The organism is Streptomyces sp. NPDC001700, from assembly GCF_053596435.1.
Genome location: NZ_JBSFGE010000005.1, coordinates 463,006 through 478,492, shown reverse-complemented (window position 1 = coordinate 478,492; position 15,487 = coordinate 463,006). Strand labels below are relative to the sequence as shown.

Sequence of the window (15,487 nt, the reverse complement as noted above, 5' to 3'; positions counted from 1 at the left end):
ACCTCACTTCGGCGCGGCGCGGCCGCGGACCGGCTCCGGGGCGGGCACGAGACCGGGATCGAGCCCGGGTAATCGGGCGCGCAGCGTGTTCAGGGCCTTCGACGCCTGGCTCTTGACCGTGCCGGTGGAACAGCCCAGCACCGTGGCGGTCTGCTCCACGCTCAGATCCTCCAGATAGCGCAGGACGACGACCTCGCGCTGGCGCCGGGGCAGCAACCGCAGCAGCCCCATCAGCGCCCGCGCCTGGTCGACCTCGCCGATGTGGCCGTACGGACCCGCCGGGCCGCCCCGCGAGGACGGCTCGGGCAGCTCGGAGTGGGGCACCTCGCGCCGCCAGTGCCGTCGCCACCAGGACGCGTGCAGATGGACCAGGGTGCGGCGGACGTACGCCTCGGGGTTCTCCTCGGCGATGCGTCCCCACTTCGGCCAGACCCGGGCCAGGGCGCTCTGCAGCAGATCCTCGGCCAGATGCCGGTCGCCGGTCAGGAACCAGGCGGAACGCAGCAGCCGTGGCCCGCAGGCGGCGACGAACTCCTCGAACTCGGTCCAGTCGCCGCCCGCCATGCCGCCCTCGCGTGATTCGAAGCCGATCCTTCGTGTGATCCACGCTCGCCGGAACGCGTTGGGGGCGGGGGCTGGTTGCCCACTGTGCGTCACATCACAGAGGGAGAGGCGCCGAAGGGTTCGAGATCGGAGGCGTGGGGTAACCTGCAGGGCCGATTCGCGGTGGCTGGGTCCCGTATGGCAGACTGTCCGGGTTGCTCGGTTGAGTGCCAATGCTGCGCGCCTCCCGCCGGGAGGACTGGAAGCGAGTCCCGCAGTACTCGTCGCCCCTGATCAGGGGCGGAAGTACGGGAATCTTCCGGGAAGTGTCAGCGGGGCCCCAGCCAGGCGCCCGGTGGGTGACTCTCTCCCCCAGCCAACCCCCTTCACCAGGGATCTCTTCTGCGGAGATTTACGAGAAGGGGCGCGACACGCCCGACCGCGTGGGTCGGGGGTGGGGTGGGAGGGCCGCGAACGCCACCGGGTCCCAGAGCGTTACGAGAGACAGGACTACGAAGTAGCCATGGCGGGACAGAAGATCCGCATCCGGCTCAAGGCCTACGACCACGAGGTCATCGACTCCTCGGCGAAGAAGATCGTCGAGACGGTGACCCGCACTGGTGCGTCGGTCGCGGGCCCGGTGCCGCTGCCCACAGAGAAGAACGTGTACTGCGTCATCAAGTCGCCGCACAAGTACAAGGACGCGCGCGAGCACTTCGAGATGCGTACGCACAAGCGCCTCATCGACATCCTCGACCCCACGCCGAAGACCGTCGACTCGCTCATGCGTCTCGACCTGCCGGCGGGCGTCGACATCGAGATCAAGCTCTGAGGTGACGCGCGAGATGGCTAAGCAGATCAAGGGCGTCCTGGGCGAGAAGCTCGGCATGACGCAGGTGTGGGACGAGAACAACCGTGTTGTTCCGGTCACCGTCGTCAAGGCCGGGCCCTGTGTCGTTACCCAGGTCCGTACCGATGACGCGGACGGCTACGACGCCGTCCAGATCGCCTTCGGCGAGATCGACCCGCGCAAGGTGAACAAGCCCCTCAAGGGCCACTTCGCCAAGGCCGACGTCACCCCGCGCCGCCACCTGGTGGAGCTGCGTACCGCTGACGCCAGCGAGTACACGCTCGGCCAGGAGGTCACCGCCGAGGCGTTCGAGTCCGGTGTCAAGGTCGACGTGACCGGCACCAGCAAGGGCAAGGGCACCGCCGGTGTCATGAAGCGCCACGGCTTCGGTGGCCTCGGCGCCGGCCACGGCACCCAGCGCAAGCACCGCTCGCCGGGCTCGATCGGTGGCTGCGCCACCCCGGGCCGCGTGTTCAAGGGCCTGCGCATGGCCGGCCGCATGGGCAACGAGCGGGTCACCACCCAGAACCTGACCGTCCATGCCGTTGACGCGGAGAAGGGCCTGCTCCTGATCAAGGGAGCGGTTCCTGGTCCGAACGGCGGCCTCGTCCTGGTCCGTACCGCGGCCAAGGGGGCCTGAGGTAACCGATGAGCACCATTGACATCCTTTCGCCGGCAGGCGACAAGGCCGGGAACGTCGAACTCCCCACGGAGATCTTCGACGCGCAGGTCAGCATTCCGCTGATCCACCAGGTCGTCGTCGCACAGCTGGCCGCTGCCCGTCAGGGCACGCACAAGACCAAGACGCGCGGAGAGGTCCGCGGCGGTGGCAAGAAGCCGTACCGCCAGAAGGGCACCGGTCGTGCCCGGCAGGGCTCGACCCGCGCGCCGCAGTTCGCCGGCGGTGGCGTCGTGCACGGTCCCGTGCCGCGTGACTACAGCCAGCGCACCCCGAAGAAGATGAAGGCCGCCGCCCTGCGCGGTGCCCTCTCGGACCGGGCGCGCCACAACCGCGTTCACGTCGTGACCGGCGTGGTCGAGGGCGACGTCTCCACCAAGGCCGCCAAGGCCCTGCTGGGCAAGATCAGCGAGCGCAAGCACGTGCTCCTGGTCGCCGAGCGGAGCGACGAGGCCGCGTGGCTGTCCGCCCGCAACCTGCCCCAGGTGCACATCCTGGAGCCGGGCCAGCTGAACACGTACGACGTGCTCGTCTCCGATGACGTGGTCTTCACCAAGGCCGCCTTCGAGTCCTTCGTGGCTGGTCCCAAGGCCGCTGAGAAGACCGAAGGGAGCGCCGCCTGATGAGTGAGGCGACCGCTGTCACCAGCAAGACCTTCACCGACCCCCGCGACGTTCTCGTCAAGCCGGTGGTGTCGGAGAAGAGCTACGCGCTGCTGGACGAGAACAAGTACACGTTCATCGTCGACCCGCGCGCGAACAAGACCCAGATCAAGCAGGCCGTCGAGGCGGTCTTCTCGGTCAAGGTCACCGGGGTCAACACGATCAACCGGCAGGGCAAGCGCAAGCGCACCCGCACCGGTTACGGCAAGCGCAAGGACACCAAGCGCGCCATCGTGACCCTTGCCGAGGGCGACCGTATCGACATCTTCGGCGGCCCGACCTCCTGACGGAGGTCGGAATCGTCCAGAAGTCCGGAATATTCCGAGGACTGAGAAATGGGTATCCGCAAGTACAAGCCGACGACCCCGGGCCGTCGTGGCTCCAGCGTCGCCGACTTCGTCGAGATCACGCGGTCCACGCCGGAGAAGTCGCTGGTCCGCCCGCTGCACAGCAAGGGTGGTCGTAACAACGCCGGCCGCATCACGGTCCGCCACCAGGGTGGCGGTCACAAGCGTGCGTACCGCGTGATCGACTTCCGCCGTCACGACAAGGACGGCGTCCCGGCGAAGGTCGCGCACATCGAGTACGACCCCAACCGCACCGCGCGCATCGCGCTGCTGCACTACGCGGACGGCGAGAAGCGCTACATCCTCGCGCCGCGTGGCCTGAAGCAGGGCGACCGGATTGAGAACGGCCCCGGCGCCGACATCAAGCCCGGCAACAACCTGTCGCTGCGCAACATCCCGGTCGGTACCACGCTCCACGCGATCGAGCTGCGGCCCGGTGGCGGCGCGAAGTTCGCCCGCTCCGCCGGTGCCTCCGTGCAGCTGCTGGCGAAGGAGGGCTCGATGGCCCACCTTCGTATGCCGTCCGGTGAGATCCGCCTGGTCGACGTCCGCTGCCGCGCCACTGTTGGCGAGGTCGGCAACGCCGAGCAGTCGAACATCAACTGGGGCAAGGCCGGCCGCATGCGCTGGAAGGGCGTCCGCCCGACCGTTCGTGGTGTGGTCATGAACCCCGTCGACCACCCGCACGGTGGTGGTGAGGGCAAGACCTCCGGTGGTCGCCACCCGGTCTCGCCGTGGGGTCAGAAGGAGGGCCGTACACGCTCGCCGAAGAAGGCCAGCAACAAGTACATCGTCCGCCGCCGCAAGACGAACAAGAAGCGCTAGGAGCGGGTTTAGATGCCGCGTAGTCTCAAGAAGGGGCCCTTCGTCGACGGCCACCTCATCAAGAAGGTGGATGTTCAGAACGAAGTCGGCACCAAGAACGTCATCAAGACCTGGTCCCGCCGCTCGATGATCGTCCCGGCGATGCTCGGCCACACGATCGCGGTGCACGACGGCCGTAAGCACGTCCCGGTGTTCGTCTCCGAGTCGATGGTCGGCCACAAGCTCGGCGAGTTCGCGCCGACCCGCACCTTCCGCGGCCACGAGAAGGACGACCGCAAGTCGCGTCGTCGCTGATCGGCGGAAATGACTCATGACTGACACCGAAGGGACAACCATGGAAGCCAGGGCCCAGGCGCGGTACATCCGCGTCACGCCCATGAAGGCCCGCCGAGTGGTGGACCTCATTCGTGGCATGGGCGCCACGGAGGCTCAGGCGGTCCTGCGTTTCGCCCCGCAGGCCGCGAGCGTGCCCGTCGGCAAGGTGCTTGACAGCGCCATCGCCAACGCAGCGCACAACTACGACCACACCGACGCCGGCAGCCTCGTCATCTCCGAGGCCTATGTCGACGAGGGCCCGACTCTGAAGCGTTTCCGTCCGCGCGCCCAGGGTCGCGCCTACCGGATCCGCAAGCGGACCAGCCACATCACCGTGGTCGTCAGCAGCAAGGAAGGAACCCGGTAATGGGCCAGAAGGTTAACCCGCACGGGTTCCGGCTCGGCATCACCACGGACTTCAAGTCGCGGTGGTACGCCGACAAGCTGTACAAGGACTACGTCAAGGAAGACGTCGCCATCCGCCGGATGATGACGAAGGGCATGGAGCGCGCCGGTATCTCCAAGGTGGAGATCGAGCGCACCCGTGACCGCGTCCGCGTCGACATCCACACCGCCCGGCCGGGCATCGTCATCGGCCGTCGCGGCGCGGAGGCCGACCGTATCCGCGGCGAGCTGGAGAAGCTCACCGGCAAGCAGGTGCAGCTCAACATCCTCGAGGTCAAGAACCCCGAGGTGGACGCTCAGCTGGTGGCCCAGGCCGTCGCCGAGCAGCTGTCCTCCCGCGTCTCCTTCCGTCGCGCCATGCGTAAGAGCATGCAGTCGACGATGAAGGCCGGTGCCAAGGGCATCAAGATCCAGTGTGGTGGCCGTCTCGGCGGCGCCGAGATGTCCCGCTCGGAGTTCTACCGCGAGGGCCGCGTGCCCCTGCACACGCTCCGCGCGAACGTCGACTACGGCTTCTTCGAGGCCAAGACCACCTTCGGCCGCATCGGCGTCAAGGTGTGGATCTACAAGGGCGACGTCAAGAACATCGCCGAGGTCCGCGCCGAGAACGCCGCCGCCCGCGCCGGCAACCGCCCGTCGCGTGGTGGCGGTAACGACCGCCCGCAGCGCCGTGGTGGCGAGCGCGGTGGCCGTGGCCGTAAGCCGCAGCAGCAGAACGCCGCTGCCGAGGCCCCCAAGGCCGAGGCCGCTGCCGCTGCTCCGGCCGCTGAGAGCACCGGAACGGAGGCCTGACCGACATGCTGATCCCTCGCAGGGTCAAGCACCGCAAGCAGCACCACCCCAAGCGGTCCGGCATGGCCAAGGGCGGCACGGAGCTGGCGTTCGGCGAGTACGGCATTCAGGCCGTCACCCCGGCGTACGTCACGAACCGTCAGATCGAGGCCGCTCGTATCGCGATGACCCGCCACATCAAGCGTGGCGGCAAGGTCTGGATCAACATCTACCCGGACCGTCCGCTGACGAAGAAGCCCGCCGAGACCCGCATGGGTTCCGGTAAGGGTTCGCCGGAGTGGTGGGTCGCGAACGTCAAGCCCGGTCGGGTGATGTTCGAGCTGTCCTACCCGAACGAGAAGACTGCGCGTGAGGCGCTCACCCGCGCTGCTCACAAGCTCCCGATGAAGTGCCGGATCGTGCGGCGCGAGGCAGGTGAGTCGTGATGGCGGCCGGTACCAAGGCGTCCGAGCTGCGTGAGCTGAACAACGAGGACCTCGTTGGCAAGCTGCGTGAGGCCAAGGAAGAGCTGTTCAACCTCCGCTTCCAGGCGGCGACCGGACAGCTCGAGAACCACGGCCGGCTGAAGGCCGTCCGCAAGGACATCGCCCGGATCTACACCCTGATGCGCGAGCGCGAGCTCGGCATCGAGACGGTGGAGAGCGCCTGATGAGCGAGACGAATGTGACTGAGAACGCACCGCAGAGCCGTGGCTTCCGCAAGACCCGTGAGGGTCTGGTCGTCAGCGACAAGATGGACAAGACCGTCGTCGTCGCCGTTGAGGACCGCGTCAAGCACGCGCTGTACGGCAAGGTCATCCGCCGTACGAACAAGCTCAAGGCGCACGACGAGCAGAACGCCGCGGGTGTCGGCGACCGCGTTCTCCTGATGGAGACCCGGCCGCTGTCCGCGACCAAGCGCTGGCGCGTCGTCGAGATCCTCGAGAAGGCCAAGTAAATCCCTGAGGGCATTAGCTCTCAGGTCAGTTCCGCCAGGCTCGGCAGGGGCCCGATATATCGAGCCCCTGCCGGGAACCGGCAGACGATCAGGAGATAGACGTGATCCAGCAGGAGTCGCGACTGCGCGTCGCCGACAACACTGGTGCGAAGGAAATCCTTTGCATCCGTGTTCTCGGTGGCTCCGGTCGCCGCTACGCGGGCATCGGTGACGTCATCGTCGCCACCGTGAAGGACGCGATCCCCGGTGGCAACGTGAAGAAGGGTGACGTCATCAAGGCGGTCATCGTGCGCACCGTCAAGGAGCGCCGCCGCCCGGACGGTTCGTACATCCGCTTCGACGAGAACGCGGCCGTCATCCTCAAGAACGATGGCGACCCCCGCGGCACCCGTATCTTCGGCCCGGTGGGCCGTGAGCTGCGCGAGAAGAAGTTCATGAAGATCATCTCGCTCGCGCCGGAGGTGCTGTAACCGATGAAGATCAAGAAGGGCGACCTGGTCCAGGTCATCACCGGTAAGGACAGGGGCAAGCAGGGCAAGGTCATCGCGGCCTTCCCCCGTGAGGACCGCGTCCTGGTCGAGGGTGTCAACCGGGTCAAGAAGCACACCAAGGCCGGACAGACCGCTCGTGGTTCGAAGACCGGCGGCATTGTGACGACCGAGGCCCCGATCCACGTGAGCAACGTATCGCTCGTGGTGGAGAAGGACGGCAACAAGGTCGTCACCCGCGTCGGGTTCCGCTTCGACGACGACGGCAACAAGATCCGCGTTGCCAAGCGGACCGGTGAGGACATCTGATGACTGCCACCACCACTGCACCGCGTCTCAAGACGCGCTACCGGGAAGAGATCCAGGGCAAGCTGCAGGAGCAGTTCTCCATCGAGAACGTCATGCAGATCCCCGGCCTCACCAAGGTCGTGGTCAACATGGGTGTGGGCGACGCCGCCCGCGACTCCAAGCTGATCGAGGGCGCCATCCGCGACCTCACCACGATCACCGGCCAGAAGCCGGCCGTCACGAAGGCCCGTAAGTCCATCGCGCAGTTCAAGCTGCGCGAGGGCCAGCCGATCGGTGCCCACGTCACCCTCCGGGGCGACCGCATGTGGGAGTTCCTGGACCGTCTGGTGTCGCTCGCGCTCCCGCGCATCCGCGACTTCCGCGGTCTGTCGCCGAAGCAGTTCGACGGCCGTGGGAACTACACCTTCGGTCTCACGGAGCAGGTCATGTTCCACGAGATCGACCAGGACAAGATCGACCGCGTCCGGGGTATGGACATCACCGTGGTGACCACGGCGACCACCGACGAAGAGGGCCGTGCCCTGCTGCGTCACCTCGGCTTCCCGTTCAAGGAGGCGTGAGCCGTGGCGAAGAAGGCTCTCATTGCCAAGGCCGCCCGCAAGCCCAAGTTCGGCGTGCGTGGCTACACGCGCTGCCAGCGCTGCGGTCGTCCGCACTCCGTGTACCGCAAGTTCGGCCTGTGCCGCGTGTGCCTTCGTGAGATGGCTCACCGTGGCGAGCTGCCGGGCGTGACCAAGAGCTCCTGGTAACCAGCCCACTCGGACTGGTTCCGGAGGCTCTCGGTAAGCAATGGATGGCGAGGCCCGCCCGCTCACTCCCGTAGAGTGGAAGGGTTGGGCGCTCGCCGCCCAGAATTGTCTTACTACGCCGAAGGTCCCCGCGCCACACCCGTGCCCACCGAGAGTGGGTGAGAGGGATGGTGCACATAGGAAACCCCGGCGAGAGAGGCCGAAGGCCAAACATGACCATGACCGATCCGATCGCAGACATGCTGACCCGTCTGCGGAACGCGAACTCGGCTTATCACGACGACGTCGTGATGCCCCACAGCAAGATCAAGTCGCACATCGCGGAGATCCTCCAGCAGGAGGGCTACATCACCGGCTGGAAGGTCGAGGACGCCGAGGTCGGCAAGAACCTCACCCTCGAGCTGAAGTTCGGCCCGAACCGTGAGCGCTCGATCGCGGGCATCAAGCGGATCTCGAAGCCGGGCCTGCGGGTCTACGCAAAGTCCACCAACCTGCCGAAGGTGCTCGGCGGCCTGGGCGTGGCGATCATCTCCACGTCGCACGGGCTCCTCACCGACAAGCAGGCCGGCAAGAAGGGCGTGGGTGGGGAAGTCCTCGCCTACGTCTGGTAACCAGGGAACGGAGGAAGCACATGTCGCGTATTGGCAAGCTGCCCATCCAGGTTCCCGCTGGTGTGGACGTCACTATCGATGGCCGCACGGTCGCGGTGAAGGGCCCCAAGGGCTCCCTCTCGCACACCGTCGCCGCGCCCATCGAGGTCGCCAAGGGTGAGGACAACAACCTCGTTGTCACCCGCCCGAACGACGAGCGTCAGAACAAGGCCCTGCACGGCCTGTCCCGCACGCTGGTGGCGAACATGATCACCGGCGTGACCCAGGGCTACAGCAAGGCGCTCGAGATCAGCGGTGTTGGCTACCGCGTCCTGGCGAAGGGCTCCAACCTGGAGTTCTCGCTCGGCTACAGCCACCCGATCCTGGTCGAGGCCCCCGAGGGCATCACCTTCAAGGTGGAGTCCCCGACCAAGCTGAGCGTCGAGGGCATCGACAAGCAGCGGGTCGGCGAGGTCGCCGCGAACATTCGCAAGCTTCGCAAGCCCGACCCCTACAAGGCCAAGGGCGTGAAGTATGCGGGCGAGGTCATCCGCCGCAAGGTCGGAAAGGCTGGTAAGTAAGCCATGACATACGGTGTGAAGATCGCTAAGGGCAACGCCCGCAAGGCCGCTGCCATCAAGCGCCGTCACATCCGCGTCCGCAAGCGGATCTCCGGTACGCCGGAGCGTCCCCGTCTCGTGGTGACGCGGTCCAACCGCCACATGGTGGCCCAGGTCATCGACGACATCGCGGGCCACACGCTCGCTTCGGCGTCGACGCTGGACACCTCCATTCGTGGTGGCGAGAGTGACAAGAGCGACCAGGCCAAGCAGGTCGGCGCGCTGGTGGCCGAGCGGGCGAAGGCCGCGGGTGTCGAGGCCGTCGTGTTCGACCGCGGTGGCAACCAGTACGCCGGGCGCATCGCCGCTCTGGCGGACGCCGCCCGCGAAGCCGGGCTGAAGTTCTAAGCCCCGGTTCCGGAGCTAGCGGACGTAACAGAGAGAGGTAAAACCAATGGCTGGACCCCAGCGTCGCGGTGGCGGCGCCGGTGGCGGCGAGCGGCGGGACCGGAAGGACCGGCGGGACGGCGGCGCAGCTGCCGAGAAGACCGCCTATGTCGAGCGGGTTGTCGCGATCAACCGTGTCGCCAAGGTCGTGAAGGGTGGTCGTCGCTTCAGCTTCACCGCGCTGGTCGTGGTGGGCGATGGTGACGGCACCGTCGGTGTCGGTTACGGCAAGGCCAAGGAGGTGCCGGCCGCGATCGCCAAGGGCGTGGAGGAGGCCAAGAAGCACTTCTTCAAGGTCCCCCGGATCGCCGGCACCATCCCGCACCCGATCCAGGGTGAGGAGGCCGCGGGTGTCGTGCTGCTCAAGCCGGCGTCCCCCGGTACCGGTGTGATCGCCGGTGGCCCGGTGCGCGCCGTTCTGGAGTGCGCGGGCATCCACGACGTGCTGAGCAAGTCGCTCGGCTCGTCGAACCCGATCAACATCGTGCACGCCACGCGGGCCGCTCTGCAGGGCCTTCAGCGGCCCGAGGAGATCGCCGCCCGTCGTGGTCTGCCGCTCGAGGACGTCGCCCCCGCCGCTCTGCTGCGGGCACGTGCCGGGGTGGGTGTGTGAGCATGGCCCGCCTCAAGATCACGCAGACGAAGTCGTACATCGGCAGCAAGCAGAACCACCGCGACACCCTGCGTTCGCTCGGGCTGAAGAGGCTCGGCGACGTGGTTGTCAAGGAGGACCGCCCCGAGTTCCGCGGCATGGCGACCACCGTGCGGCACCTCGTGACGGTCGAGGAGGTCGACTGACATGGCGGAGAACAACCCGCTGAAGGTCCACAACCTCCGGCCCGCCCCGGGCGCCAAGACCGCCAAGACCCGTGTCGGTCGTGGTGAGGCGTCCAAGGGCAAGACCGCTGGTCGTGGTACCAAGGGCACGAAGGCCCGTTACCAGGTTCCGGAGCGCTTCGAGGGCGGGCAGATGCCCCTCCACATGCGTCTCCCGAAGCTGAAGGGCTTCAAGAACCCCTTCCGCACCGAGTACCAGGTCGTGAACCTGGACAAGCTGACCGCGCTCTACCCGCAGGGTGGCGAGGTCACGGTGGCCGATCTGGTCGCCAAGGGTGCGGTGCGCAAGAACCAGCTCGTCAAGGTGCTGGGCTCCGGCGAGATCTCCGTGGCGCTGCAGGTGACGGTCGACGCCGTCTCCGGCTCCGCCAAGGAGAAGATCACCGCCGCCGGCGGCACTGTCACCGAGCTCGTCTGAGCAACGTGCGAAACTGGCCGGGGATGCCCCAGATCTGGGGCATCCCCGGTTGGTCGTTCCTAGGGGGGCCCGGTCGCCGGTAAGGTGGCGTGCGCTGTTACCTTCCGTGCGGTACGTCTCCGTACGGGTCCTGGCTGATAAGTATTCGTCGATCCTCAAGACCGTCACCTCTCGCGCAATGAACGCGGGGGGCGCAGGAGGCACCGTGCTCACCGCGTTCGCCCGGGCGTTCAAGACGCCCGACCTGCGCAAGAAGCTGCTGTTCACGCTGGCCATCATCGTGCTCTTCCGGCTCGGGCAACATGTCCCGATCCCGGGCATCGACTATAAGAATGTCCAGACGTGCATGGACTTGGCCAAGGGTCAGCAGGGGCTGTTCGGCCTGGTCAACATGTTCAGTGGTGGCGCACTGCTCCAGATCACCATCTTCGCGCTCGGGATCATGCCGTACATCACGGCGAGCATCATCTTGCAGCTGCTGACCGTGGTGATCCCGCGTCTGGAGGCCCTCAAGAAGGAGGGCCAGACGGGGCAGGCGAAGATCACGCAGTACACCCGTTACCTGACTGTCGCGCTGGCGATCCTCCAGGGCACCGGCCTGGTCGCCACGGCGCGCAGCGGTTCTCTGTTCCAGAGCTGCCCGGTCGGCAATCAGATCGTCCGGGACGATTCGATCTTCACCACCGCCGTGATGGTCATCACGATGACCGCCGGCACCGCGCTGATCATGTGGCTCGGTGAGCTGGTGACCGACCGCGGCATCGGCAACGGCATGTCGATCCTGATGTTCGTCTCGATCGCCGCCGGTTTCCCCAGCGCCATGTGGAGCATCAAGCAGCAGGGCAAGATCATGGGCGGCTGGCTGGAGTTCGGCCTGGTGATCGTCTGTGGTCTGGCCATGGTCGGCCTGGTGGTCTTCGTCGAGCAGGCGCAGCGCCGTATCCCGGTGCAGTACGCCAAGCGGATGATCGGCCGCCGGTCGTACGGCGGCACGTCGACCTACATCCCGATGAAGGTGAACCAGGCGGGCGTGATCCCCGTGATCTTCGCCTCGTCCCTGCTCTACATTCCGGCGCTGATCGTTCAGTTCAGTCAGTCCAAGGCGGGCTGGGCGAACTGGATCTCGCAGAACCTGGTCAAGGGCGACCACCCGATCTACATCACCGCGTACTTCCTGCTGATCGTCTTCTTCGCGTTCTTCTACGTCGCCATCAGCTTCAACCCCGAAGAAGTTGCCGACAACATGAAGAAGTATGGTGGGTTCATCCCGGGTATTCGGGCTGGTCGACCCACTGCTGAGTATCTGAGCTACGTGCTGAACCGCATCACGTGGCCCGGTGCGCTCTATCTGGGTCTGATCGCCCTGGTGCCCACGGTGGCGCTGGTGACGCTCGATGCCAATCAGAACTTCCCGTTCGGCGGCACGAGCATCCTGATCATCGTGGGTGTCGGCCTGGAGACCGTGAAGCAGATCGAGAGCCAGCTTCAGCAGCGACACTACGAAGGGTTCCTCCGCTGATGCGAATCGTCCTCGTCGGGCCTCCTGGAGCCGGTAAGGGTACGCAAGCGACGTACCTCGCCGCGAACCTGTCGATCCCGCACATCTCCACGGGCGACCTCTTCCGCGCGAACATCAGCCAGGGCACACCGCTCGGCAAGCAGGCGCAGGAGTACATGAGGGCCGGGCAGCTGGTACCGGACGAGGTCACGGTCGGCATGGCCGAGGACCGGATGAGCCAGGAGGACGCCGCGGGCGGCTTCCTGCTCGACGGCTTCCCGCGAAACGTGGCCCAGGCCCAGGCGCTGGACGCCTACCTGCGGGACAACGACCTCACCCTGGACGCCGTGCTGGACCTGGAGGTCCCGGAGGACGAGGTGGTCAAGCGGATCGCCGGCCGCCGGACCTGCCGCAACGACAGCGCGCACACCTTCCACGTGGAGTACAAGAAGCCCGAGACCGAGGGCGTGTGCGACGTGTGCGGCGGCGAGCTGTACCAGCGCGAGGACGACAGCGAGGAAACCGTCCGCAAGCGCCTTGAGGTCTACCACCGCGAGACCGAGCCGATCATCGACTACTACAAGGCCAAGGGCCAGGTCGTGACGATCCCGGCGCTCGGCAAGGTATCCGAGGTCACGCAGCGCGCGATGGGCGCTCTGGCCGCCAAGGCGGCCTGACGGCCGCGAGGACCGGAATTCCGGCCGTGGTGCCCCTCCGGGGCACCACGGCCGTACTGTTGAGCAGATGCGTCACGGCAGGACGACCGCGGCACCAGAGACTGATCCCGGAAGGCACCCCATGGTGGAGATCAAGACGGCCGAGCAGATCGCGAAGATGCGTGAGGCGGGGCTGGTCGTCGCCGCCATCCACGAGGCGACGCGGGCGGCCGCCGTGCCCGGCGCCTCCACCAAGGACCTGGACGACGTCGCCCGCAAGGTGATCGCCGACCACGGCGCCAAGTCGAACTTCCTGGGCTACGGCGGCTTCCCCGCGACCATCTGCACCTCCGTGAACGACATCGTCGTCCACGGCATCCCGGACCGGGAGACCGTGCTCAAGGACGGCGACCTGCTCTCCATCGACGCGGGCGCGATCATCGACGGCTGGCACGGGGACGCGGCCCTCACCGTCTTCGTCGGCGAGGGCCACGCCCCGGAGCTGCACGAGCTGAGCCGGGTCACCGAGGAGTCGATGTGGGCCGGGATCGCCGCGGTCCGCAAGGGCAACCGGCTGATCGACATCTCCAGGGCGATCGAGGGCTACATCCGCCGCCAGCCGCGTCCGGCCTCCGGTAAGTACGGGATCGTCGAGGACTACGGCGGCCACGGCATCGGCAGCCAGATGCACATGGACCCGCATCTGCTGAACTATGTCTCCCGCAAGCGCGGCAAGGGCCCGAAGCTGGTGCCCGGCTTCTGCATCGCGATCGAGCCGATGGTGAGCCTCGGCACCGCGAAGACGCACGTCCTCGCCGACGACTGGACCGTCAAGACGGACGACGGCACCTGGTCCAGCCACTGGGAGCACTCGGTCGCGCTGACCGAGGAGGGCCCGCTGGTGCTGACCGCGGTCGACGGCGGCAAGGCGAAGCTGGCCGAGCTGGGCGTCGAGACCGCGCCCGACCCGCTGGCCTGAGCGGGACCCGACGGCCGGCCCCCTCACGTGATCTTCTTTGGCATAAAAACCACGGAATCCGGGCATGCTGACCCGGATTCGTGTTTCGGGATGCCCTGACGTAGACTGACACGTCGGCTCACGCATGCCCTCCCGCATGTCGCGAGCCGATCAAGGTAGCCGATCCCGAAAGCAGGACATGGCCAAGAAGCAAGGCGCCATCGAAATCGAGGGCACCGTGATCGAGTCTCTGCCGAACGCGATGTTCAAGGTGGAACTGCAGAACGGTCACAAGGTCCTCGCGCACATCAGCGGCAAGATGCGCATGCACTACATCCGCATCCTGCCCGATGACCGGGTGGTCGTGGAGCTGTCTCCGTACGACCTCACGCGCGGACGGATCGTCTACCGCTACAAGTAGATCTCACGACCCGGAGAACCTCACCCATGAAGGTCAAGCCGAGCGTCAAGAAGATCTGCGACAAGTGCAAGGTGATCCGCCGCCACGGGCGGGTCATGGTCATCTGCGACAACCTGCGCCACAAGCAGCGCCAGGGCTGACGCACGCGGCCGTAGACCTGCATTTCTCGCAGCAATCTTCGCGCGACGTATAGCTGTACGTACATACGCAGTCACCCGTTCCCGCGCACGCGGGGGCGACACCCCCGGTCGGAGGCCGGGGACCCGGCCCGACCGGCCGGGACAGGTGCTGTGGAAGACCTCCGACAACCAATGGAGCCAGATTCATGGCACGCCTTGCAGGCGTTGATCTGCCGCGCGAAAAGCGCGTCGAGGTCGCCCTCACCTACGTCTTCGGCATCGGTCGCACCCTTGCCCAGCAGACGCTCGCCAACACCGGTGTGAACCCGGACACCCGCGTTCGCGACCTGGCCGAAGAGGACCTGGTCAAGATCCGCGAGTACGTGGACAACAACATCAAGACCGAGGGTGACCTCCGTCGTGAGATTCAGGCCGACATCCGCCGCAAGGTGGAGATCGGCTGCTACCAGGGTCTGCGGCACCGCCGCGGCCTGCCGGTCCACGGCCAGCGCACCAGCACCAACGCCCGGACCCGCAAGGGCCCGCGTCGCGCGATCGCCGGTAAGAAGAAGCCGGGCAAGAAGTAGTCCTCACCGGACGCTGCCAAGCGGTCCGAGCTGTAGGACCGACCACCTCCACGGGAGAATTCAGGAATGCCTCCGAAGAGCAGGACGGCCGGCGCCAAGAAGGTGCGCCGCAAGGAAAAGAAGAACGTCGCCCACGGGCACGCTCACATCAAGAGCACGTTCAACAACACCATCGTTTCGATCACGGACCCGACCGGGAACGTGATTTCTTGGGCCTCGGCCGGCCACGTCGGCTTCAAGGGCTCGCGCAAGTCCACTCCGTTCGCCGCGCAGATGGCCGCCGAGTCGGCCGCCCGCCGCGCGCAGGAGCACGGCATGCGCAAGGTCGACGTGTTCGTCAAGGGTCCGGGCTCCGGCCGTGAGACCGCGATCCGCTCGCTCCAGGCCACCGGCCTGGAGGTGGGCTCGATCCAGGACGTCACTCCGACTCCGCACAACGGATGCCGCCCGCCCAAGCGCCGGCGCGTCTGACCTCGCTGCTGAAGTAGGAGACAAC

Annotated in this window: 29 protein-coding genes; 28 read left to right on the top strand and 1 reads right to left on the bottom strand. The window is 66.7% G+C overall.

The annotated features are described in order from the left end of the window. Positions 1–3 precede the first annotated feature (3 nt). Positions 4–564, bottom strand: a complete 561-nt coding sequence (locus ACWC5C_RS13320; RefSeq protein WP_450875523.1) for a SigE family RNA polymerase sigma factor — start codon at positions 562–564, stop codon at positions 4–6. Positions 565–1,066: 502 nt separating this feature from the next. Between ACWC5C_RS13320 and rpsJ the strand changes: the two genes are divergently transcribed. The 28 genes from rpsJ (at position 1,067) to rpsK (ending at position 15,462) form a co-directional block, all read left to right on the top strand. Continuing rightward, a complete protein-coding gene (rpsJ, locus tag ACWC5C_RS13315; protein ID WP_014054162.1) occupies positions 1,067–1,375 on the top strand; it encodes a 30S ribosomal protein S10 in 309 nt (102 codons plus the stop codon). Positions 1,376–1,388: 13 nt separating this feature from the next. Further along, a complete protein-coding gene (rplC, locus tag ACWC5C_RS13310) occupies positions 1,389–2,033 on the top strand; it encodes a 50S ribosomal protein L3 (protein ID WP_009715882.1) in 645 nt (214 codons plus the stop codon). 8 nt (positions 2,034–2,041) lie between these two features. Continuing rightward, positions 2,042–2,695 carry a 50S ribosomal protein L4 gene (gene rplD, locus ACWC5C_RS13305; protein ID WP_450875522.1) on the top strand — a complete coding sequence of 218 codons (654 nt, stop codon included), beginning with the start codon at positions 2,042–2,044 and terminating at the stop codon, positions 2,693–2,695. Beyond that, on the top strand, positions 2,695–3,021 hold the full coding sequence (rplW, locus tag ACWC5C_RS13300; protein ID WP_009715880.1) for a 50S ribosomal protein L23: 327 nt from the start codon (positions 2,695–2,697) through the stop codon (positions 3,019–3,021). Before rplD ends, rplW begins: the two co-directional genes overlap by 1 nt. A gap of 48 nt (positions 3,022–3,069) precedes the next feature. Further along, entirely contained in the window at positions 3,070–3,906 is an 837-nt protein-coding gene (gene rplB, locus ACWC5C_RS13295; protein WP_385440573.1) for a 50S ribosomal protein L2, read from the top strand. Positions 3,907–3,918: 12 nt separating this feature from the next. Further along, the gene (gene rpsS / locus ACWC5C_RS13290; RefSeq protein ID WP_450875521.1) at positions 3,919–4,200 is read left to right on the top strand and encodes a 30S ribosomal protein S19; all 282 of its coding nucleotides are present in this window, start codon (positions 3,919–3,921) and stop codon (positions 4,198–4,200) included. 40 nt (positions 4,201–4,240) lie between these two features. Next, positions 4,241–4,588, top strand: coding sequence for a 50S ribosomal protein L22 (gene rplV, locus ACWC5C_RS13285; protein ID WP_450875563.1), 348 nt, complete (start codon positions 4,241–4,243; stop codon positions 4,586–4,588). Next, a complete protein-coding gene (rpsC, locus tag ACWC5C_RS13280) occupies positions 4,588–5,418 on the top strand; it encodes a 30S ribosomal protein S3 (protein ID WP_450875520.1) in 831 nt (276 codons plus the stop codon). Before rplV ends, rpsC begins: the two co-directional genes overlap by 1 nt. A gap of 5 nt (positions 5,419–5,423) precedes the next feature. Further along, positions 5,424–5,843 (top strand): 50S ribosomal protein L16, encoded by a 420-nt coding sequence (gene rplP, locus ACWC5C_RS13275; protein WP_009715875.1) that lies wholly within the window; start codon positions 5,424–5,426, stop codon positions 5,841–5,843. Beyond that, positions 5,843–6,067: a 50S ribosomal protein L29 gene (rpmC, locus tag ACWC5C_RS13270; protein WP_009715874.1), complete on the top strand. Its 225-nt coding sequence runs from the start codon at positions 5,843–5,845 to the stop codon at positions 6,065–6,067. Before rplP ends, rpmC begins: the two co-directional genes overlap by 1 nt. Next, complete coding sequence (gene rpsQ / locus ACWC5C_RS13265) at positions 6,067–6,354, top strand: 30S ribosomal protein S17 (protein ID WP_009715873.1); 288 nt, start codon at positions 6,067–6,069, stop codon at positions 6,352–6,354. The genes rpmC and rpsQ overlap by 1 nt, the downstream gene beginning before the upstream one ends. A gap of 101 nt (positions 6,355–6,455) precedes the next feature. After that, positions 6,456–6,824, top strand: coding sequence for a 50S ribosomal protein L14 (rplN, locus tag ACWC5C_RS13260; RefSeq protein ID WP_003992364.1), 369 nt, complete (start codon positions 6,456–6,458; stop codon positions 6,822–6,824). 3 nt (positions 6,825–6,827) lie between these two features. Then, positions 6,828–7,151: a 50S ribosomal protein L24 gene (gene rplX, locus ACWC5C_RS13255; RefSeq protein WP_450875519.1), complete on the top strand. Its 324-nt coding sequence runs from the start codon at positions 6,828–6,830 to the stop codon at positions 7,149–7,151. Continuing rightward, the gene (rplE, locus tag ACWC5C_RS13250) at positions 7,151–7,711 is read left to right on the top strand and encodes a 50S ribosomal protein L5 (RefSeq protein WP_385440563.1); all 561 of its coding nucleotides are present in this window, start codon (positions 7,151–7,153) and stop codon (positions 7,709–7,711) included. Before rplX ends, rplE begins: the two co-directional genes overlap by 1 nt. A gap of 3 nt (positions 7,712–7,714) precedes the next feature. Beyond that, positions 7,715–7,900 (top strand): type Z 30S ribosomal protein S14, encoded by a 186-nt coding sequence (locus ACWC5C_RS13245; RefSeq protein WP_003948630.1) that lies wholly within the window; start codon positions 7,715–7,717, stop codon positions 7,898–7,900. 212 nt (positions 7,901–8,112) lie between these two features. Continuing rightward, complete coding sequence (rpsH, locus tag ACWC5C_RS13240) at positions 8,113–8,511, top strand: 30S ribosomal protein S8 (RefSeq protein ID WP_385440561.1); 399 nt, start codon at positions 8,113–8,115, stop codon at positions 8,509–8,511. 20 nt (positions 8,512–8,531) lie between these two features. Continuing rightward, positions 8,532–9,071, top strand: coding sequence for a 50S ribosomal protein L6 (rplF, locus tag ACWC5C_RS13235; RefSeq protein ID WP_385440558.1), 540 nt, complete (start codon positions 8,532–8,534; stop codon positions 9,069–9,071). A 3-nt stretch (positions 9,072–9,074) separates the two neighbouring features. Next, positions 9,075–9,458, top strand: coding sequence for a 50S ribosomal protein L18 (gene rplR, locus ACWC5C_RS13230; protein WP_385440556.1), 384 nt, complete (start codon positions 9,075–9,077; stop codon positions 9,456–9,458). A 46-nt stretch (positions 9,459–9,504) separates the two neighbouring features. Beyond that, a complete protein-coding gene (gene rpsE, locus ACWC5C_RS13225) occupies positions 9,505–10,110 on the top strand; it encodes a 30S ribosomal protein S5 (protein WP_009715867.1) in 606 nt (201 codons plus the stop codon). A 2-nt stretch (positions 10,111–10,112) separates the two neighbouring features. Continuing rightward, positions 10,113–10,295 carry a 50S ribosomal protein L30 gene (rpmD, locus tag ACWC5C_RS13220; RefSeq protein ID WP_450875562.1) on the top strand — a complete coding sequence of 61 codons (183 nt, stop codon included), beginning with the start codon at positions 10,113–10,115 and terminating at the stop codon, positions 10,293–10,295. Position 10,296: 1 nt separating this feature from the next. Then, positions 10,297–10,752: a 50S ribosomal protein L15 gene (rplO, locus tag ACWC5C_RS13215; RefSeq protein WP_450875518.1), complete on the top strand. Its 456-nt coding sequence runs from the start codon at positions 10,297–10,299 to the stop codon at positions 10,750–10,752. Positions 10,753–10,957: 205 nt separating this feature from the next. After that, on the top strand, positions 10,958–12,271 hold the full coding sequence (secY, locus tag ACWC5C_RS13210) for a preprotein translocase subunit SecY (protein WP_450875517.1): 1,314 nt from the start codon (positions 10,958–10,960) through the stop codon (positions 12,269–12,271). Next, positions 12,271–12,927 (top strand): adenylate kinase, encoded by a 657-nt coding sequence (locus ACWC5C_RS13205; RefSeq protein ID WP_385440551.1) that lies wholly within the window; start codon positions 12,271–12,273, stop codon positions 12,925–12,927. Before secY ends, ACWC5C_RS13205 begins: the two co-directional genes overlap by 1 nt. A 121-nt stretch (positions 12,928–13,048) precedes the next feature. Further along, positions 13,049–13,885, top strand: a complete 837-nt coding sequence (gene map, locus ACWC5C_RS13200; protein WP_450875516.1) for a type I methionyl aminopeptidase — start codon at positions 13,049–13,051, stop codon at positions 13,883–13,885. Between the two features lie 178 nt (positions 13,886–14,063). Further along, the gene (gene infA, locus ACWC5C_RS13195) at positions 14,064–14,285 is read left to right on the top strand and encodes a translation initiation factor IF-1 (RefSeq protein WP_003956442.1); all 222 of its coding nucleotides are present in this window, start codon (positions 14,064–14,066) and stop codon (positions 14,283–14,285) included. A 26-nt stretch (positions 14,286–14,311) separates the two neighbouring features. Continuing rightward, positions 14,312–14,425 carry a 50S ribosomal protein L36 gene (gene rpmJ / locus ACWC5C_RS13190; RefSeq protein WP_003956441.1) on the top strand — a complete coding sequence of 38 codons (114 nt, stop codon included), beginning with the start codon at positions 14,312–14,314 and terminating at the stop codon, positions 14,423–14,425. Positions 14,426–14,610: 185 nt separating this feature from the next. Then, the gene (gene rpsM / locus ACWC5C_RS13185; protein WP_009715861.1) at positions 14,611–14,991 is read left to right on the top strand and encodes a 30S ribosomal protein S13; all 381 of its coding nucleotides are present in this window, start codon (positions 14,611–14,613) and stop codon (positions 14,989–14,991) included. Positions 14,992–15,057: 66 nt separating this feature from the next. Beyond that, positions 15,058–15,462 carry a 30S ribosomal protein S11 gene (gene rpsK / locus ACWC5C_RS13180; protein ID WP_009715860.1) on the top strand — a complete coding sequence of 135 codons (405 nt, stop codon included), beginning with the start codon at positions 15,058–15,060 and terminating at the stop codon, positions 15,460–15,462. The last annotated feature ends 25 nt before the right edge of the window (positions 15,463–15,487 follow it).

What these genes read in the sequence shown, in the direction of transcription:
- ACWC5C_RS13320 (WP_450875523.1), bottom strand. Translation starts at nt 564, where the DNA reads ATGGCGGGCGGCGACTGGACCGAGTTCGAGGAGTTCGTCGCCGCCTGC.
- rpsJ (WP_014054162.1), top strand. Translation starts at nt 1,067, where the DNA reads ATGGCGGGACAGAAGATCCGCATCCGGCTCAAGGCCTACGACCACGAG.
- rplC (WP_009715882.1), top strand. Translation starts at nt 1,389, where the DNA reads ATGGCTAAGCAGATCAAGGGCGTCCTGGGCGAGAAGCTCGGCATGACG.
- rplD (WP_450875522.1), top strand. Translation starts at nt 2,042, where the DNA reads ATGAGCACCATTGACATCCTTTCGCCGGCAGGCGACAAGGCCGGGAAC.
- rplW (WP_009715880.1), top strand. Translation starts at nt 2,695, where the DNA reads ATGAGTGAGGCGACCGCTGTCACCAGCAAGACCTTCACCGACCCCCGC.
- rplB (WP_385440573.1), top strand. Translation starts at nt 3,070, where the DNA reads ATGGGTATCCGCAAGTACAAGCCGACGACCCCGGGCCGTCGTGGCTCC.
- rpsS (WP_450875521.1), top strand. Translation starts at nt 3,919, where the DNA reads ATGCCGCGTAGTCTCAAGAAGGGGCCCTTCGTCGACGGCCACCTCATC.
- rplV (WP_450875563.1), top strand. Translation starts at nt 4,241, where the DNA reads ATGGAAGCCAGGGCCCAGGCGCGGTACATCCGCGTCACGCCCATGAAG.
- rpsC (WP_450875520.1), top strand. Translation starts at nt 4,588, where the DNA reads ATGGGCCAGAAGGTTAACCCGCACGGGTTCCGGCTCGGCATCACCACG.
- rplP (WP_009715875.1), top strand. Translation starts at nt 5,424, where the DNA reads ATGCTGATCCCTCGCAGGGTCAAGCACCGCAAGCAGCACCACCCCAAG.
- rpmC (WP_009715874.1), top strand. Translation starts at nt 5,843, where the DNA reads ATGGCGGCCGGTACCAAGGCGTCCGAGCTGCGTGAGCTGAACAACGAG.
- rpsQ (WP_009715873.1), top strand. Translation starts at nt 6,067, where the DNA reads ATGAGCGAGACGAATGTGACTGAGAACGCACCGCAGAGCCGTGGCTTC.
- rplX (WP_450875519.1), top strand. Translation starts at nt 6,828, where the DNA reads ATGAAGATCAAGAAGGGCGACCTGGTCCAGGTCATCACCGGTAAGGAC.
- rplE (WP_385440563.1), top strand. Translation starts at nt 7,151, where the DNA reads ATGACTGCCACCACCACTGCACCGCGTCTCAAGACGCGCTACCGGGAA.
- rpsH (WP_385440561.1), top strand. Translation starts at nt 8,113, where the DNA reads ATGACCATGACCGATCCGATCGCAGACATGCTGACCCGTCTGCGGAAC.
- rplF (WP_385440558.1), top strand. Translation starts at nt 8,532, where the DNA reads ATGTCGCGTATTGGCAAGCTGCCCATCCAGGTTCCCGCTGGTGTGGAC.
- rplR (WP_385440556.1), top strand. Translation starts at nt 9,075, where the DNA reads ATGACATACGGTGTGAAGATCGCTAAGGGCAACGCCCGCAAGGCCGCT.
- rpsE (WP_009715867.1), top strand. Translation starts at nt 9,505, where the DNA reads ATGGCTGGACCCCAGCGTCGCGGTGGCGGCGCCGGTGGCGGCGAGCGG.
- rpmD (WP_450875562.1), top strand. Translation starts at nt 10,113, where the DNA reads ATGGCCCGCCTCAAGATCACGCAGACGAAGTCGTACATCGGCAGCAAG.
- rplO (WP_450875518.1), top strand. Translation starts at nt 10,297, where the DNA reads ATGGCGGAGAACAACCCGCTGAAGGTCCACAACCTCCGGCCCGCCCCG.
- ACWC5C_RS13205 (WP_385440551.1), top strand. Translation starts at nt 12,271, where the DNA reads ATGCGAATCGTCCTCGTCGGGCCTCCTGGAGCCGGTAAGGGTACGCAA.
- map (WP_450875516.1), top strand. Translation starts at nt 13,049, where the DNA reads ATGGTGGAGATCAAGACGGCCGAGCAGATCGCGAAGATGCGTGAGGCG.
- infA (WP_003956442.1), top strand. Translation starts at nt 14,064, where the DNA reads ATGGCCAAGAAGCAAGGCGCCATCGAAATCGAGGGCACCGTGATCGAG.
- rpmJ (WP_003956441.1), top strand. Translation starts at nt 14,312, where the DNA reads ATGAAGGTCAAGCCGAGCGTCAAGAAGATCTGCGACAAGTGCAAGGTG.
- rpsM (WP_009715861.1), top strand. Translation starts at nt 14,611, where the DNA reads ATGGCACGCCTTGCAGGCGTTGATCTGCCGCGCGAAAAGCGCGTCGAG.
- rpsK (WP_009715860.1), top strand. Translation starts at nt 15,058, where the DNA reads ATGCCTCCGAAGAGCAGGACGGCCGGCGCCAAGAAGGTGCGCCGCAAG.